Annotated in this window: 5 protein-coding genes and 3 pseudogenes; 3 read left to right on the forward strand and 5 right to left on the reverse strand. The window is 69.8% G+C overall.

The window, feature by feature from the left end:
- Positions 1–45: 45 nt before the first annotated feature.
- Together ACFYPJ_RS20730 and ACFYPJ_RS20735 are read right to left on the reverse strand one after the other, a co-directional pair.
- Complete coding sequence (locus ACFYPJ_RS20730) at positions 46–4713, reverse strand: beta-ketoacyl synthase N-terminal-like domain-containing protein (RefSeq protein ID WP_389018998.1); 4668 nt, start codon at positions 4711–4713, stop codon at positions 46–48.
- Between the two features lie 12 nt (positions 4714–4725).
- The gene (locus tag ACFYPJ_RS20735; protein WP_389019000.1) at positions 4726–11601 is read right to left on the reverse strand and encodes an SDR family NAD(P)-dependent oxidoreductase; all 6876 of its coding nucleotides are present in this window, start codon (positions 11599–11601) and stop codon (positions 4726–4728) included.
- A gap of 524 nt (positions 11602–12125) precedes the next feature.
- Here ACFYPJ_RS20735 and ACFYPJ_RS20740 point away from each other — a divergent pair.
- Complete coding sequence (locus ACFYPJ_RS20740; RefSeq protein WP_389019003.1) at positions 12126–12413, forward strand: hypothetical protein; 288 nt, start codon at positions 12126–12128, stop codon at positions 12411–12413.
- Positions 12414–12492: 79 nt separating this feature from the next.
- Here ACFYPJ_RS20740 and ACFYPJ_RS20745 read toward each other — a convergent pair whose 3' ends face one another.
- From ACFYPJ_RS20745 to ACFYPJ_RS20755, 3 genes and pseudogenes are all read right to left on the reverse strand, one after another.
- Complete coding sequence (locus ACFYPJ_RS20745) at positions 12493–12906, reverse strand: cytidine deaminase family protein (protein ID WP_389019005.1); 414 nt, start codon at positions 12904–12906, stop codon at positions 12493–12495.
- Positions 12907–12927: 21 nt separating this feature from the next.
- Positions 12928–13303, reverse strand: a pseudogene (locus ACFYPJ_RS20750) (hypothetical protein); the annotation flags it as partial.
- 537 nt (positions 13304–13840) lie between these two features.
- Positions 13841–15355, reverse strand: a pseudogene (locus ACFYPJ_RS20755) (PLP-dependent aminotransferase family protein).
- On the opposite strand from ACFYPJ_RS20755, the gene ACFYPJ_RS20760 reads away from it, so the two are divergent.
- Positions 15309–16076, forward strand: coding sequence for a crotonase/enoyl-CoA hydratase family protein (locus tag ACFYPJ_RS20760; protein ID WP_389019007.1), 768 nt, complete (start codon positions 15309–15311; stop codon positions 16074–16076). The pseudogene ACFYPJ_RS20755 and the gene ACFYPJ_RS20760 overlap by 47 nt on opposite strands.
- Before the next feature lie 193 nt (positions 16077–16269).
- Positions 16270–16962 (forward strand): annotated as a pseudogene (locus tag ACFYPJ_RS20765) (aldehyde dehydrogenase family protein); the annotation flags it as partial.
- Between the last annotated feature and the right edge of the window lie 69 nt (positions 16963–17031).

Below are 17031 nucleotides of genomic sequence, written 5' to 3' on the forward strand. Positions count from 1 at the left end.
CAGGCTCCTGTGCAAGGTGAGGGAAAGGGGGGTGTTGTGGGGCTGTCAGTCGACCGGGCCCCAGGTCCAGGCGACGACGTACTGGCGTGCGGGCAGCCCGGGTGGGTTGGCCACCTCACGCAGGCCCACTCGGTACGTACGTGTGCCGGTCGTGACCCGGAGGCCGACGGCATCGTGTGCCTGTACGACGAACCGACGCGGATTGCCGTCCAGTCCGGTGCGCTCGGCTTTGCCGACTGCCTCCTTGGCCGCCCAGAACCGGGCGAACCACAGGTTCCGCTCGCCGCCTGCGACCGTGTCGAGCAGGGTCAGTTCATCGGGCGTCAGGGCGTACTGGAGGGTGCTCTCCTCGCGCGCGGTCACTTCGACGACGTCTATGCCCACTCCTGGCGCGGTGCGGTCGGCGTCGGCGTCGTACTGCTGGGCGACGGCCACTCCGATCTCCGCGCAGTGGGCGAGTGAGAGGTCGCAGTCGACGAACGCGGCGTCGGGGCGTGGTCGGAAGCAGGGACGGCCGGTCTCGTCGTTTCCGATGCCCACCTCGATCGGGTAGACGTCGCCGCTGTTCTCCTCCCACAGCCGGTGGCGCACGGCGTCCTTGGCGGCGATGCGGCCGAGCAGCCATTGCCGCCTGGCCTTCGGCAGCATCCGCTCGTACTCCGTCGCTGCCTGTCGGCCGATCAGGCTGAAGGCCGCCATGTCACGAGCCACGGGATCGGTCCACCAGTCGAATGCCATGGTCCAGCCCTCCGGCTGGACGATCGTCATCGGGTGGCGTCCGGGGAACTGTTCGGCGAGCCGGTTGTCCGGACCGCTGTCGAACCTGCGTTCCGTTATGTCGTCGATCTGGGCCCAGACACGGCCACCGTGCAGCATCTGCAGATCCGCGACCAGTTGCCCGTTGTCGAGCTTCTTGATGCGGGCCAGGCCGGTCACCTCGGTGCCGGGCTCGGGGGCGGGACCGAAGAAGCGGATCCCGTTCATGGCGACGGGCAGGACCACCGGGCGGTCCGGGTGCATGGTGTTGAGCCAGGCCGCCAGAAGCTGCGCGAGATTGTCCAGCAGGGCGCCGGGCGCTTCCGGTGCGGTGATCAGCCCGCGCACGAACGTGTCGCCGATGGCCTGGATATCGGTGATGCCCTGGAACTGGGGGCCGTGGAACAGCAGCCGGTCCCGGTAGAGCTGTTCGGCGGTGATCGCGGGCGGCTGGACCTCGGTCGTCTCCTTTGCCCACGGCGTGGGGCGATCGGAGGGGAAGCCGGCCGCCATGACGACGGTAGCGCCGGCGTGGCCGCCGAACGTGACGGACCACTGACCGGGTGCCACCGGCTTGACGGTCACCTCGACCTCGGTGGCGGGGGCGGCGAGGAGCCAGCGGTGGAATCTCGCTTGCCGTACCTCGACCGGACGGAGGCCGGGCGCGACGCGGCGCACCGCCTCGACCATGTGGTGCACCACGGTCGTCGCTGCCATCACCGGCCACCGGTCCTCCGGATGCGGCCAGTCGTCAGGCTGCAGGAAGAAGCAGTGGTCGATCAGGTACGGCATGGTGTCCAGCGACACCTTCAGTGTCGTCCGCACGGCTTGGTCGTTCAGCTGTGCCGGCGACGCCGAGGCGGCCGACGGCGCGGCCTGCCGAGCGCGAGGTGCGGACGGGGCCGTCGCAACGTTGGCCGCGGAGCGTGCCGGTGGCCGGGAGCCGGCTTTCATGACGACGGCCGCATCCTGTGCCGTTTGTTCGAGCAGGCCCATGAGTTCGGCAGCGGCGCTCGAATCGCCTGCCAGGTTCCGCAGCACACTGAGTGCGTTCTCCGCGCCGGTCGGCTCGGGTGCGCGGGCGGGCGGGGCGGCGGCAGGCATGGGTGCGCGCACGTTCGGGGCAGCGGCAGGTATGGGTGCGCGCACGTTCGGGGCGGGCGTGGCCGGCCGGCTTGCCTCGACGACCGCCGGCGCATTCGTCGCAGCGGCTTCGTTGAGCAGCTCGGCCGCGTTCTCGCCCAGCGTCGCCAGGGGAGTGGCCAGGTTCAGCCGGAGTACCGGTCCGCGGTGCGGTCCGGGCATGGCCGGCCTTCGGGTGACGGCAGGGGCGGACGCGGGTGTCTCGGACAGGACCCGGGGATCGGGGTCGGCGCCGTCGACCCACAGTGCGGTGGCCACCCTGCGCAACTGCTCCAGGCCACTGCGCCGCGGGACGTTGACCGGCATCGCCAGGTGTTCTCGGCCCTGCAGGTTGTCCTGGATGAGCGCGGGCAGCTGTCCCACTCCGACCTGGAGGAAGGCTCGGATGCCGGCCTCGTACATGGCGTTGATCATGGGGCGGAAGCGGACCGGCTCCACCATGTGCCGGGCGAAGAGGGTGTTGACCTCGTCGGGGTCGGTCGGGAACGGTGCGGCGAGTGTGGCGGACCAGACCGGGAGCGTGGGCTGCCGGACCTGCCGGTGCGGCAGGGCTTCGCTGATGGAGCGGAGGCCGTCGGAGAATCCCGGCGTGTGGAAGGCCGCTCGGAACGGCAGTGTCTGGCAGATGACGTGACGGGTCCGCAGTTCCGTGATCAGTGCCTCGACCTGCTGCTCGGGGCCGTTGACGACGCACTGGTTGGGTGCGTTGTCGTGGGTGATGACCACGTCCGGGTACCTGCCGAGCACTGAACTGACGGCGTCCGCTCCCGTGCTGACCGCGGCGAAGACGCGGCCGGTGACCTCGACCGAACCGGCGTCGAACAGGCGCAGGAATTCGTCGATGTCTGCTCTGTTCATCTGGCCGCTGACGATCGCCGCGGTCCATTCGCCGATGCTGTGTCCGGCGACCGCATCGGGGACGATGCCTGTTCGCCGCAACGCGTCACTGAGCAGGCTGCCGACTTCCGTCAGCCCGGCACCGTGTTGTCCGAGATCGGAGGCCGACCACGGGCGGTCGCGCAGGCCGAAATGGGCGGCGATGTCGGCTGTGCGGGGCGAGAAGTCCGCCTCGATGCCGGGAAAGACGAACGCGAGTCTGCCACCGCCCGGACCGAGCAGGGGGCGGGGTGCGAACCAGATGTCACGGCCGCCTCGCCAGGCGTCGCCCCGCTCGACGAGGCGGCGGGCTGCGGAGAGGCGCTTGTCCGTGGGGTTGACGACACCGATCCTGCAAGGACCCTCGGGGGTGCTGCCCGTGGCCGGCGACCGATCCCGTGAGAGGCGGCGTACGGAGTGGTCGTCCCCGTCCAGCACGGCGGCCAGAGCCGTCGGATCGGCCGCGGACAGCCACAGCAGCTCGTCGGGTTCCAAGACGGACAACGGCTGGGTCCCCACGGGGGAGACACGTGTGGCCGTGTGCCGTGCGGGTGCCACGTGTTCCTCGATGATCACGTGGGCGTTGATGCCTCCGAAGCCGAAAGCGTTCACGGCGGCCCGGCGGGGTCCTGTGCCTTCCCAGGGGCGGGCGGCGGTGAGGGGGGTGAACCGGGTCTGCTCCAGCTCGTCGCGGGGCCGGTCGCAGTGCAGGGTGGGCAACTGCACTCCGTGATGCACCGCCAACGCCGCCTTGATCAGTCCGGCGACACCGGCGGCCGGCATGGTGTGGCCGATCATCGACTTGACCGAGCCGATGACTGCACGGGAGCCACGGTCGTCCCCACCGAACACCTCGGCGACGGCCCTCAGCTCGGAGGCGTCGCCGGTGGGGGTGGCAGTGCCGTGGGCCTCCAGCAGGCCGACGGCGTCCGCGGCGCGGGGGTCGAGACCGGCCGCCTGCCAGGCCCGGCGCAAGGCGACCACCTGGCCGTCGGTGACCGGATTGAACATGCTCGCCGACCTGCCGTCGCTGGACGTGCCCGTCCCGCGGATGACCGCGTACACGCGGTCGCCGTCGCGGACCGCGTCGGCCAGCCGCTTGAGTACGACGACACCGGTCCCCTCACCGATCAGCAGGCCGTCCGCCGCCGCGTCGAACGGTCGGATCTGCCCCTGCCGCGACACCGCGCCCAACTGGCTGAACGCCGACCAGAAGGTGACGTCGTGGGTGTGGTGTGTGCCGCCGGTCAGCACGGCGTCCAACTGCCCGCCGGCCAGCTGGCTGACCGCATGCTCGACCGCGATCAGCGACGATGCGCAGGCGGCGTCGATCGTGTAGGCGGGGCCGCGCAGATTCAGCCGGTTGGCGATCCGGGACGCGGCGAGATTGGGAGTCACCCCCAGCACGCCGTCGGCCTGCTGGGGCCCCATCTCCTCGTCGAGGCGGCGCTGTACCTGTTCCAGCCGGTCGTCGCTGAGCTCCGGGAACAGCTCGCGCAGCGACTTGACGATCTGCGTCGGTACCCGGATCCGGTGGCTGAACCGGGCCTGCGCCGAGCTCAAGGTGCCGCCCCGGCCGAGGATCACACCGATCCGGTCGGCGTCCGGCATGCGCTCGGCCCCGCCGGCGTCCTCGACCGCCGCCGCGGCGACCTCCAGGGAGATCAGTTGGTCCGGTTCCATGTCGGCGACCGAGTTGGGCATGATGCCGTAGCGCAAGGGCTCGAACGTTGCCAGGTCGTCGATGAACCCGCCTCGGCGGCAGTAGATCCGGTCGGACGCATGAGACCGGCCGACGGCGCGGAACTCCGGATCCCAGCGTCCCTCCGGCACGTCGGTGATGGCGTCCACCCCGTCGACGAGGTTTCTCCAGTAGGCGTCCAGCGTGGCAGCGCCCGGCATGAGCGCCGCCATGCCGACGATGGCGATCCGTTCCATGATGACCGCCTCCTAAGCGGTGTAGACGACCGCGGTGGCAGCCGTGTCGGCCCACGCCAGCTCACGCAGCAGACCGGCAGCGCCGTCGACCGGATCGATCAGGTCGATGCCGCGCCGTGCGTACTCGTCCACGAGCTCGGGGGTGACCATTCCGTCGTGACGTCCGGACGGCGCCCACGGCCCCCAGTGCACGGTGAGGCAGCGGTGGCCACTGGCCGAGGCCCAGCGGGCCCCCATCGATTCGAGGGCATCGTTCGCCGCGGCGTAGTCGGACTGCCCACGGCTGCCGTAGACCGCCGCGATGCTGCCGAAGAGGACGACGAACGAGGGCGACGCACCCGTCTGGTCGAGTCCGTCGAGAGCGGCACCGGCACCGTCAACCTTGGTGCCGTACACCCGCGCGAAGGACTCGGCGGTCTTCTCGGCGAACAGCCTGTCCTCGATGATCCCGGCTCCGTAGACCAGTCCGTCGATGCGGCCGTATTCACCGTGGATGTCCTTGAGCAGGAGCTTGACTGCCTCCGTGTCCCTCACGTCGAGGGCGTGGTAGCGCACCCGCGTGCCGAGTTCGACGAGTTCGGCGACGGTGGAAGCGACCTCCCGCCCGGCGAGAACACCACGAGCGGTCGCCTCGATGTCAGGCAGGGAACGCATGCCCCGGCGGGTGAGGGCCGCGCGCAGGGCAGGCAGGTCGGCGGCCGCGGCCAGATCCGCGTCTTCGGCCCCGGCCGGCGACGGCGTTCTGCCGACCAGCTCCACACGGCAGCGGGCAGCGGCGGCGAGTGTGAGAGCGAACCGTGCGGTGATGCCCCGGGCACCACCGAGAAGGACTACGACGGAGTCCTCGCCGAGACCGAGGGCACGGGCCTCGGCGGTGCCGTCACCGGCGGCTCCGGCGCCGCTGACGGCCAGACGACCCAGCACTGCCGGGCAGACCTGCTCGCTCTGCCGACCCTCACTGGTGTAACGGATCACCGCATCGCTGCCGTCCGCTCCCAGCTCGTCGACGATGCGGCCGAGGATCTCCTCGGTGGACGCGCCGGACTCCACCTCGACGTACCGCACCGTAGTGGCGGGGTACTCCACCGCAAGCGTGCGGAACAGGCCGGGCAGCCCGTCCGACCGGGAGCTGCCGGACCGGCCGACGGCGAGCAGCCATCGAGGCTCGCCCGCCAGCACGGACTGGAGAAGGCCCACCTTGTCCGGCAGCAGTCCCTCCGCGGCCGGGGCGAGCGGATCGAGCAGCACCAGACCGTCCACCTGCGGGCGTTCCTCTCGCAGGGACACGGTGGTCGCGCCGTGCGCGGCCAGCCGCGCAGTGAGCGCGTCCGCGATGTCCGGTGCGCCGGTGAGCAAGATCCGGGCGTTCGCCAACGCGGGGGCCGACCCGGTCGGCAGAGCGGCTGCGACGTTCGTGACCGTCAGACGCCGCGGCGGGCGGCCGGGGGACAGGGCCGGTCGGGCGTCTGCCGGGCTGACGACGGGCACCGGTTCGGCGCCATGCGGCGCCTGCTCAAAAGGGAGCGATGGCTCCTTCGCCGCAGTGGTGCGTTCCTCCAGCGCGGTCACCATCAGGCTCACCGTCCTGGACCGGACCAACTCCTCCATCCGCGATTCGTCGCTGGTCGACAGACCCAGGCGGGAGGCCACCTCACCGACCACCTCCGCGCGCTTGATCGAGTCGATGCTGAGGTCCGCCTCAAGGTCCAGGTCAGGCTCGATCAGCTCCTCCGGATAACCCGTGCGTTCGCTGATGACGGACAGGACGACAGCCGACACATCCGCAGCGGCCGGCGCAACCGCCGTCTCCACGGGCGCCTGCACCGGGGTGGGCAGTTGTACCGGTTCAGCCGACAGCGGAGCCGGGGCCTGCGGTGAGGGGAGGACGATGGCCGCCGGCGGCGCGGTGAAGCCGGAGGAATCCGTCACGCCGAGGGGCGGAGCGATCGGCTGCGCGGGTGCCGCAAGCCGGGCCGGGCTGTCCTGGACGGGCTGCGGGACCCATCGCACACCGGGCTCGCCACCTGCGAGGAAGGCGAGCATGACATCCCGCTGTGTGGCCATCATGTCCCGGCCGGAGCGGAGGAACTCGGTGATCAGCTCGGCCCTGGGATCCCGGGCCTGCGCTCCCGGAGCCTGGTCGTCGACAGGGGCCATCACATTCTCCTTGATACGTCGGGCGGGAGCCATGCCGCCGGGCAGCAGTTCGCCGTGCTGGTCCCGGATCAGCTGGCCGTCGACCATCCACAGCGGACGGGCGGAAACACCGGAAGCCGCCGGGTCGATGCCGCGGCCTTCGAAGAGCCAGTTGGTACGCACCGGTACGCCGGCACAGGCGAGTTCCGCGACGGCGGTGAGCAGTGCCCGCAGTCCCGTGCCCGGACCACCGCCGGGGCGGGCGTCGCAGGCCACCGCCAGATGGGGACGCTCGCCCAGGACGGTGCGGACCAGACCGGTGAGGACCTGCCCCGGGCCGGCTTCCACGAACACGCGGGTGCCGGCCGCGTACATGGCCTCGATCTGTTCGACGAATCGGACCGGTGCGGCGACCTGCGCGGCCAACTCGGTCCGTACGCCGTCGGCGTCGGCGGGATACGGCTGCGCGGTGCGGTTGGACCACACCGTGAGGGACGGCGCCGACACGGTCTGCTCGGCGAGTCTCGCGGCCAGGGTCTCGGACGCCCCGGCGACCACGGGACTGTGGAAGGCGCAGGCGACGGAGAGCGGGCGGGCCTGCAGACCGGCGGCTGCCAGGGCCTTCACGGCGTCGCCGACCGCCTGACTCGGACCGGAGATGACGACCTGAGTCGGCGTGTTGTGGTTCGCCAGCACCACCTGTCCCGACAGTCCCGCTCCTTCGAGCACGTCGCCGATGCGTGCGGTGCTGCCGGTGACGGCTGCCATCGTCCCGGGGTCGGCGCCCGCGGCGGCAAGGATGGCGTCGGCCCGCTCACGGCTCAGGTCCAGCAGCGTGGCCGGATCGAAGGCGCCGGCCGTGCACAGAGCGACCAGCTCACCGTAGCTGTGTCCCGCTGCCATGTCGGGCCGCACGCCGAGCCGCCGCAGAAGGTGGTCAGCGGCCAGGCCGCCGATGCCCAGGGCCGGCTGGGCCGCACGGGTGTCGCGCAGACGCTCCACCTGAAGCTGGGCGGTGCTTTCGTCGAAGGCGGTCGCGGGGAAGGCCAGGTCAGCCCACTCACGCCCCAACTCCAGGTATTCGCGCAGCTCAGGGAAGGTGTAGAAGAGTTCGGCCAGGGCACCGGGCCGCTGGCTGCCCTGCCCCGGGAAGAGGAAGGCCACCTTGCCGGGCCCCTCTTGGGCCGTGTCGGTGGAGGGCTGCACCAGCCCACTTTGCGGATCGTGCTCCCCGGCGAGGGCCCGGCGCAGCAGAGCCGCAAGCTCGGTGAGGTCCGCGGCGACAACCGCCACGCGGACGGGGCCGCTGCGCGGGTTCGACTGCCGGGCGACCTTGAACGCCAACCGGGCCAGTGAGCCGACGCGCCCCTTGTCGATCTCCTCAAGCAGCTTCCGTACGGCGCGGTGGGCTCCGTCGGCATCGGTACCCCGGAAGCAGAACAGCTCGACCGGCCACTGCTGCCGGGAGTGGCGTGGGTCGGCGGACGCCGCGTGTGCGCCCAGCACCACGTGGAAGTTCGTGCCGCCGAACCCGAAGGCACTGACCCCGGCGATCCGTTCCTCCGGCGGCGCGGCCCACGGGCTCGCCTCCGTGTGGAAGGAGAAGGGACTGGTCTTGGGGTCCCAGGCGGCATTGGGCCGGCGGAGGTTGATGGTGGGCGGCTTCACACCGTGGTGCAGCGCCAGCGCGGTCTTGATCAGACCTGCCATGCCCGCCGTGCACTTGGTGTGCCCGATCTGCGACTTCACCGATCCGAGTACGGTGGCGCCGGGCTTGGCTCCCGCATCGGTGAACAGCCCGGTGAGAGTCTGCAGTTCCGTGCGGTCCCCGACGACCGTCCCCGTGCCGTGGGCCTCGACGAGACCGACCTGGTCGGCGGAGACGCCGGCCATGGCGTAGGCACGGTCCAGCGCGCGACGCTGGCCCTCCGGGCGCGGCGCGGTCAGTCCCAGAGCACGCCCGTCGCTGCCGCCGCCCACACCCTTGACCACGGCGTACACCCGGTCGCCGTCCCGTTCGGCGTCGGCGAGGCGCTTGAGGACGACGCAGGCTACGCCCTCGCCGATGGCGATGCCGTCGCCGGAGCTGTCGAAGGTGCGGCTGCGGCCGGTCGGCGACAAGGCGTGCGCGGAGGTGAACATCAGATAGTCGTTGACGTTGTTGTGCAGGTCCGCCCCACCACAGACCATCAGGTCGCTGTGGCCGGCGATCAGCTCCTTGCAGGCCACGTCCAGGGCCGTCAGCGAGGAGGCACAGGCGGCGTCCACGGTGAAGTTGGGGCCGCCCAGATCAAGGCGGCTCGCCACCCGGCCGGCGATCACATTGGGCAGCACCCCCGGGAACGAATCCTCGGTGATCTGCGGCAGCAGGCCCTCCATGTCTTCGGGCACCGCGCCGAAGTAGGCGGGCAGGACCAGCCGCAGCGTCTGCGCGTTGGCCATCTCGCTGCCGCCCTCCGCCCCGAAGATCACGCCGGTTGTGGAGTGGTCCGCGTCGGGAGCGTCGTGGGCGTACCCGGCGTCCCGCAGCGCCCGGTTGGCCATCTCCAGGGCCAGGAGCTGGTTGGGGTCGATGCTGGCCAGCGCGGCGGGCGGGATGCCGTAGCCAATGGCGTCGACCGGCACCGGGTCGATGAAGCCGCCCCACTTCGAGACAGTGACCTTCCCGGCCTGCCCCTGCTCAAGGGTCGGTGAGTAGTAGAGGTCGACATCCCATCGGCCTGCCGGTACGTCGGTGATCCGGTCGGCGCCGCTGAGCACGGTCTGCCAGAAGGAAGCCAGGTCCGGGGAACCGGGCAGGACGCAGGCCATGCCGATGATGGCGACATCGATCGGTTCGGGCCGTGCCTTCTCGGGTTTGTGCCACCCCGGTTGTGCCCGTAGCTCCCGCAGCCGGCGGGTGTGGAAATCCGCGGCCCCGGACGTCACCTCGGTGTGCAGTCGGGCGATGGTGGTGTCGGCCGCGCGCAGAACCGCGACCTGTCCCGCCATGAACAAGCCCTCTGTGTCCTGGACCGTTTCGTCGACGGAGACCAGCTCGCTGCCTTCGCGGCGCAACCCCTTGCTCGCGATACGAAGCCGGCCGACGTTGAGCACCTCAAGCTGGTCCCACAGCGTCCGGTTGGAGGACCCGGCCTTTTCCAGGTTCTCGCGCAGGGCGTGGAAGTCATCGACGAAGGGAGACGGAAGACATCGGGTGACCAGACCCGGTGCGGTCTCCAGCAGGCTCGTACGGGTGGCCTCGACGGCCCGCTTGCGGAAAAGCGGTTGGACAGCACCGCAGGAGACCGCCTCGTCGGTGAACAGGTAGGCGGTACCCATCACCAGACCCGCCTGCATGCCGCGATCGGCAAGCGGTGCCGCCATCGCCCCGACCATGGCGGCCGAGCGTTCGTCGTGGATGCCCCCGGCGAAGAACACCTGGAGTTCCGATGCCCGCACGCCGGGGTTGTCGTCGAGGAACTCCTCGATGACCTGGAGCTGTGCCTCCCACAGCGAAAAGCTCGTACGGGAGCCGATATGGCCACCGCACTCGGCCCCTTCGAAGACGAACTTACGCGTCCCGGAAGCGAGGTATTGGCGCAGCAGGGTCGGCGAGGGCACGTGCAGGAAGGTGCTGATGCCCGCTTCTTCGAGATCCTTCGCCAGCGCGGGACGGCCTCCGGCGATGATCGCGCAAGTCGGCCTGATCTCCAGCAGCAACTGGGTCTGTGCCTCGCGCAGTTCCTCCGGGGCGAAGCCGAGGAGCCCGGCGCCCCACGGGCGATCGCCCAGTGCCGCGGCTGTCTCGGTCAGCATCCGCCGCGCCTGCTCGGGGCCGGCCAGCGAAAGCGCGATGAAGGGCAGACCGCCCTGCTCGGCAACGGCAGCGGCCAGGCCGGCTTCATCGCTGACCCGCGTCATCGGCCCCTGGGCCACGGGCAGCGCCGTACCGAGGGTCTGCGCCAGTGGTGAAGCCGCACCGAATATCTGCCCGCTCGTCTTCGACGCCGCAGAGTCCTGCACTGCCGTGCGTATGCCCCGGACCGCGGCCGAGGTGCCCGGCCAACGACGCGCGAACGCGGCGGCGAGCCAGCCGTCCTGGCCGATCGGCAGCAGTTCCTGCCCCTGCCTCAGACCTCGCGACCCGCCGTCGGCAACGACTTCGCTGCCGTCCATACGCCCCACCAGAGCGCGCAGTTCGTCATCGATGACGGACTCCGGCTGGAGCAGTAGCTGGCTGTCCAGGACGACTCCGGCAGCCCCGCCGAGCACTGAAGCAACCGCGGTCCGCGGCCCTATGCCGCCCGCCGCCCACACCGGCACGGAAACCATCTCGTCCGCGAGCAGTTGCTGCAGGAGCACGAATGTGCTCAGTTCACTCACGCGGCCGCCCGACTCCATGCCCCGGGCGATGAGCCCGGCCGCGCCCGCTCGTACCGCTGCACGGGCCGCGTCCGCATCAGCCACCTCGACCAGCACCCGGTAGTCCGCAGCTGCTTCGGCCAAGGACCATGGCGAGTCCGCGGTCAGCAATACCAGTGCGGGCTTGCGGCCGAGAACCCGTTCGACATCGTCCGGTGAGAGGGCGCAGCCGCCGGCTATTCGCACGCCGAGCCTGCCACGTGTGCGTCGGCTGCTCTGACGGAGGACGCGGCAGATGTGAGGATCACCCGTTGTGAGGTCGATGACACCTAGGCCACCGCCTCGGGCTACTTCGCCGAGCAGGTGTGGGCTGGCCTCCAGACCCGTCCCGCCACTGATGGCGATCACCAGGCTGTCAGGATCGGAAGTGGGCCATGTACTCAACGCACACCTGCTCTCAACATGTGGGATGGGAAGAGGATGATCTGACGTTGCACCGGATGTTAATCCAAAGACCGGATGAGTTATCGATGGCGAGCACGCGGGTCTCATCAGTCTAGACACCCCTGAATGCGGCGGCCGACCGTGTGCAGTGCGGAGCTGTGCACCCCAAATCTCGCCAGCAGCGACATGTGTTGATTCAGCGTAGATACGTGTCAGTTTCTGGGGTCGCTGTCGGGGCTTCAGATCCGGGCGGTGCTGAGGTGTCCGCGGGCTCGGCGAGTGGTGCCGCAACGTGTCCGTAGACGTTGGTTTGACAAATCCGCTGTGGAATACTGGACTGGTGTTGGCCTGGTCTGGTCTGGTCTGGTCTGTGGTTCTAGGGTCCGTCTTCAAAGTGATCTTGTCAGTGCGTTCATGCTTTCGTGCCTCGACATGAACTGACCGATGAAAAGTGGGAATTGCCCGCTCCACTGATACCCGGTTCCGGGATGGCCTACAGCTCACGCGGATTCCGCGCCTGCCTGCGTAAATGCGGGAACGCGCACACCATTCCGGAGAAGGACGACCCACGCCGACACCGCCGCAACCGTGGCCACCGCGGCGGCCGGCCGCCAGGCTTCGACCGGGAGACTTACCGCCGACGCAACACCGTCGAACGCTGCTTCAATGCCCTCAAGCACTTCCGCGGCATCGCAACCGGGTACGACAAGACCGCCACCTCATACGAAGCAGCGGTCTGCCTGACGTCGTTCCTGCTCTGGACAAGATCACTTTGAAGACGGACCCTAATGCCGCATCAGGCAACATTCGCCCCGTTGTCGGCCGGCGGTGCCAGACCGTGCTGGGTGGAGCGGTTCACCCAGCGTCGAGTTGGTGGTCGGCCCAGACGTAGCTTTCGGGCAGCAGGTCGGTGATGAGGACGGTTCGAATGCGGTCACCTTCGCCGACGATGACCTTGAGGGTCGGGAAGTAGTCGAGGAGGACCTGGCGACACCGGCCGCATGGGGGAACAACTCCTCGGTCGCGGTCACCCACTGCGACGATCGTGTTGAGCTCGTAGGCGCCCTGGGCGGCTGCCGCGCCGATGAGGATCAGCTCGGCGCAGGGACCACCCGTGAAGTGGTAGGCGTTCACGGCGGTGACGATCCGGCCGTCCTGGGCGCGGGCCGCGGCTGCCATGGTGTGGTTGTCGCCCCGGCAGCGAGTGCGAGCAACGTGCGCCGCGGCCTGGATGAGTTCGTGGTCGACGGGGTGGGTCTGCGTGGTCATTTTCTCTGCCTTCGTCAGGTGTCACGAGACGTTGACCCGAGTGACGAGGGTGCGCAAGCGAATATCGGCGGTGTGCTTGTTCCGCCAGATGAGGTAGCGGCGGATCATGCTGCCCTGCTCTTTGTGGCTGGGGTGGTCGGTGCCGTCCAGCGTGGAGTAGCGCAGGGCGGTGAACTGGGCTTCGATGCGGTTGAGCCAGGAGCTGTTGGTCGGGGTGTAGGCGATCTCGACGTTGTTCGCCCGGCCCGGGTGCCGACCCGCCGGCACTTCTTCGTGGTCAGGTGCGGCAAGAAGGTGCCACAGACGCTCGCGATGCGGACTTCGGCCGGGTAGAGGCTGCGCAGGTACCGGGGGAGCTCCAGGAACGGGGGCGCTTCATGACCGGCTTGATGTGGCCAAGAACTCATGGACCAGGAGCGGGAGTTACTAGCTGCGCTGATACCCCGGCCGCGACGGGGCGGCCTCGCGTGGAGGACCGGCAGGTCATCAACGGGATGGCCCACAAGATTCGCTCCGCGGCGGCCGACCGCCAGGATTCGACCTACGCGGCGTCCGCGAACAGGCCGCCGTCGGAGTCCGCGGCCAGTTGCCAGGTGTCCCGGCCGAACGTCTGTGAAGCCAATGGCACGGATGACAGCATGAGTTGGGACGAAGGGCGGGGGTTTCGTGCCTGGTGACAGGCGGCAGATTCAGACGGCGGTCCTGGGCGGGGCGGACTCGGAGGAGCCGCTGATGCTGCCGCTGGAGGCGATCGAGCTGGACGTCTTCCGCCGTCGTCACGAGCAGGACACGTTCTGGCGCGGACTGCTGCTCGGGCGGCTGTGGCGGACAGCTCAGCACCAAGCTGTACACCGACCGGGTCTGTTCCCTGTCGAGTCCAGCATGTTGGGTCAGAAAGGCGTAGTCAGCCCCGGGGTACGGCACCGGGACCATGTCATGGGGGGATTGCGTCGAGCGTGTCCTTCAGGCTGCGCAATGCGGCCCCGAGCTCGTCGCGGGGTGGTGTTGCCAGTGCCAGGCGGAGTGCTCGGAGACGGTGGGGTCCGGTGGCGAAGGCGTCCGCGGTGGACACGAGGATCCCCTGCTCCGCGAGCACGGCAGCGACGTGATCGGGGCGCTGATGGGGTTCCAGAGCGAGCCACACGATGTAGGAGACCGGGTGCGCCGTGATGTCCAGGCCGGCGAGCGCGGCGCGGGCGATGTCCTGCCGGGCGGCTGCGTCCTCGCGGCGGTCTTTCTCCAGGTGGGTGAGCGTTCCGTCGGAGATCCAGCTGGTGGCGAGTGCGGTGACGACTCCCGGCATTCCCCAGGCCGCGGCACGAAGGCTGCTCGTGGCTGCCTTCAGATGGCGGTCGGGCAGGACGGCGAAGCCGAAGCGCAGGCCGGGTGCCACGTTCTTGGACAGGCCGGCGACGTAACAGGTGTGTTCGGGCGCGAGCGCTTGCAGCGGTGGTGGCGGCGAGGGTTCGAGGAAGGCGTAGGTGCCGTCCTCGATGATCAGGCAGTTGTGTCAGCGGGCGAGGGCGGCCAGCCGTTCGCGTTGCTCCTGGTCGAGCACCCAGCCGAGCGGGTTGTGCACGGTGGGGATCGTATAGATCGCGCGGACGGGCCGGGTGCGACACATCTGATCGAGTACGTCGAGGTTCGGTCCCGTGGCCGTGACAGGGACAGGGGCGAGTTCGAGGTGGTGTGCCGAGGCGAGGAGCTTGATGCCCGGGTAGCTGAGCGCGTCGACGGCGAGGACGTCACCGGGCCGGGTGAGCGTGCGCAGCACGATGTCGAGCGCCTGCTGGGTTCCGCTCGTCAGCAGGACGTTGTACGGCACCGTGTCGATTCCCCGCGCCAGCAGGTAGGTGGCCACGACCGCCCGGTCGTGGCGGTGTCCGCCGGGCGGCTGCTGGCGCAGCAGCGCCTCGACGTCTCCCGCCGCCGCCATCGTGCGCAGGGCCTGCCGCAGCTGGTCGCCCTGCCCGGGGGCCAGGGGCTGGTTGAACGACAGGTCCGCCACCCTCGGCACCGGCAGAGCGCGTGACGGTTCGAGCCCGTCGTAGCCGGAGCGCACCCGGACGAACGTGCCCCGGCCCGGCTCTCCCACAACCAGGCCCAGGGCTGCGAGTTCGGCATAGACGCGGGTGGCCGTGGCCAGCGCGATCCGCCGATCGCGCGCGAGAGTGCGGTGTGTCGGGAGCCGGGTGCCGGCCGGGATCGCGCCGGAGCGGATGGCTGCGGCGAACTCGTGGACGACGGCCTTGTAGGAGGACGGCCGCATGCGGCACCTGCTGTCCGTCGCGGAGGGATACCGGTGAAGAACTCCATTGTATCCAGGACAATTAATGGATCGTCCTGGATTACGGCTCGTAGCCTCGATGGGTCCGAACCCAGGCGAAACGGAGGGACCCGGCATGACCGTGCGCATCGAGTGGGACGACCAGGTCGTAGTGATGACCATCGACCGGGAGCAGAAGCTCAACGCCCTGGACTATCCGACGATCGACGCGCTGCTCGCACAGCTCGACCTCGTCGACTCCGACGACAGCATCCGGGCGGTCATCCTGACCGGCGCCGGGCACAGGGCCTTCAGCGCGGGCGCGGACATCCCTGCACTGGCGGCCAGCATCGCCGGCGGGCCCGAACGTGCGCTACGCGAGATCGTGCGCCGGGGCCACACGCTGACCCGGCGGATCGAGGAGTTCCGCAAGCCGGTGATCGTCGCGGTCAACGGCCTCGCCTACGGCGGTGGCTGCGAGATCACCGAGGCCGCCCCGCTCGCGATCGCCGCCGAGCATGCGACCTTCGCCAAGCCCGAGATCTCCCTCGGCTTTCCGCCACCCTTCGGCGGCTCCCAGCGCCTGCCGCGGCACGTCGGCCGCAAGCGCGGCCTGGAGCTGATCCTGACCGGTGACCCGGTCCCGGCCGCCCGAGCCGCCGAGCTGGGTCTCGTCAACACCGTCGTACCGGCCGACGAGCTCCTGGACGCCGCGAAGGACCTGGCCGGACGGATCGTCCGGCACGCACCGACGGCCGTAGCTGCCTGCCTGCGCGCGGTCACCCGCGGCATCAACCTGCCGATCGACGAGGGCCTGGCGGTCGAGGCGGCGTGCTTTGCCGCCACCGTCCCCACCGACGGCGTACGGACTGGCCTGCGACGGTTCCTCGACGGACGGCCCTAGCCGACTGAGTCCGACGCGCTCGACCGCGAACGCTTCGGGGAACGTCGAACCCACTGTGAAAAACAAGGACCCGCGTCTTTCTACGAGATGACAGACGAGGATCGGGTCAGGAGGGCAACCCGCGCCGAGCGGGCGGAACCTGGGCCAGCTCCACGACGGCCTCGCCAAACGCTCGGCGGAGATCGCCGAAACGATCGCCACCGCCGTCGGCACGCCGATGCGCATCGCCACCCGGATTCAGGCCGCGCTCCCCCTGACCGGCATCGCCAGCTGCATCGACCTGCTGCAGGAAGACGAAACCGAGGAGCGGATCGGCAACTCGGTGATCCTCACCGAACCCGCGGGTGTCGTCGCGGCGATCACGCCATGGAACTACCCGCTGCACCAGATCACCTGCAAGATCGCGCCCGCGCTCGCCGCCAGCTGCACCGAGGTGGTCAAGCCGAGTGAAGTGGCACCCCTCGCCGCCTACCAGCTGTTCGACGCCATTCACGAGGCTGGTTTCCCTCGCGGCGTGGTGAACCTGATCAGCGGCTACGGCCCCGGCGTGGGCGAGGCACTGGTGACCCACCCGGAAGTGGACGTCGTCTCCTTCACCGGTTCTCTGCGCGGCGGCGCCCGTGTCGCCGAGCTCGCAGCACGGTCGATCAAGCGCATCACGCTCGAACTCGGCGGCAGGTCCGCCGGCGTGATCCTCGACGACGCCGATCTCGGCACCGCAGTGAAGGCGGGCGTGGCCAACGCGTTCCTCAACGGAGGGCAGACCTGCACCGCCTGGACCCGCATGCTCGTCCCCGTCCAGCGCCACGACGAGGCCCTGAAGCTGGCGAAGAGTGCCGTAGGGGGCTTCGTGCCCGGAGACCCGCTCGACGCGAAGACCAAGCTCGGGCCGCTGGTGCCCGGCGCCCAGTGCGAGCGGGTACACGGCTTCATCAGGCAAGGCATCGGAGATGCC

The sequence above is a fragment of the Streptomyces sp. NPDC006012 genome (assembly GCF_042871185.1).
GTDB lineage: Bacteria > Actinomycetota > Actinomycetes > Streptomycetales > Streptomycetaceae > Streptomyces.

Bases quoted from the DNA above. Each gene is read 5' to 3' on its own strand.
- ACFYPJ_RS20760 (WP_389019007.1), top strand. From the start codon at position 15,309: ATGACCGTGCGCATCGAGTGGGACGACCAGGTCGTAGTGATGACCATC.
- ACFYPJ_RS20745 (WP_389019005.1), bottom strand. From the start codon at position 12,906: ATGACCACGCAGACCCACCCCGTCGACCACGAACTCATCCAGGCCGCG.
- ACFYPJ_RS20730 (WP_389018998.1), bottom strand. From the start codon at position 4,713: ATGGAACGGATCGCCATCGTCGGCATGGCGGCGCTCATGCCGGGCGCT.
- ACFYPJ_RS20740 (WP_389019003.1), top strand. From the start codon at position 12,126: ATGGCCTACAGCTCACGCGGATTCCGCGCCTGCCTGCGTAAATGCGGG.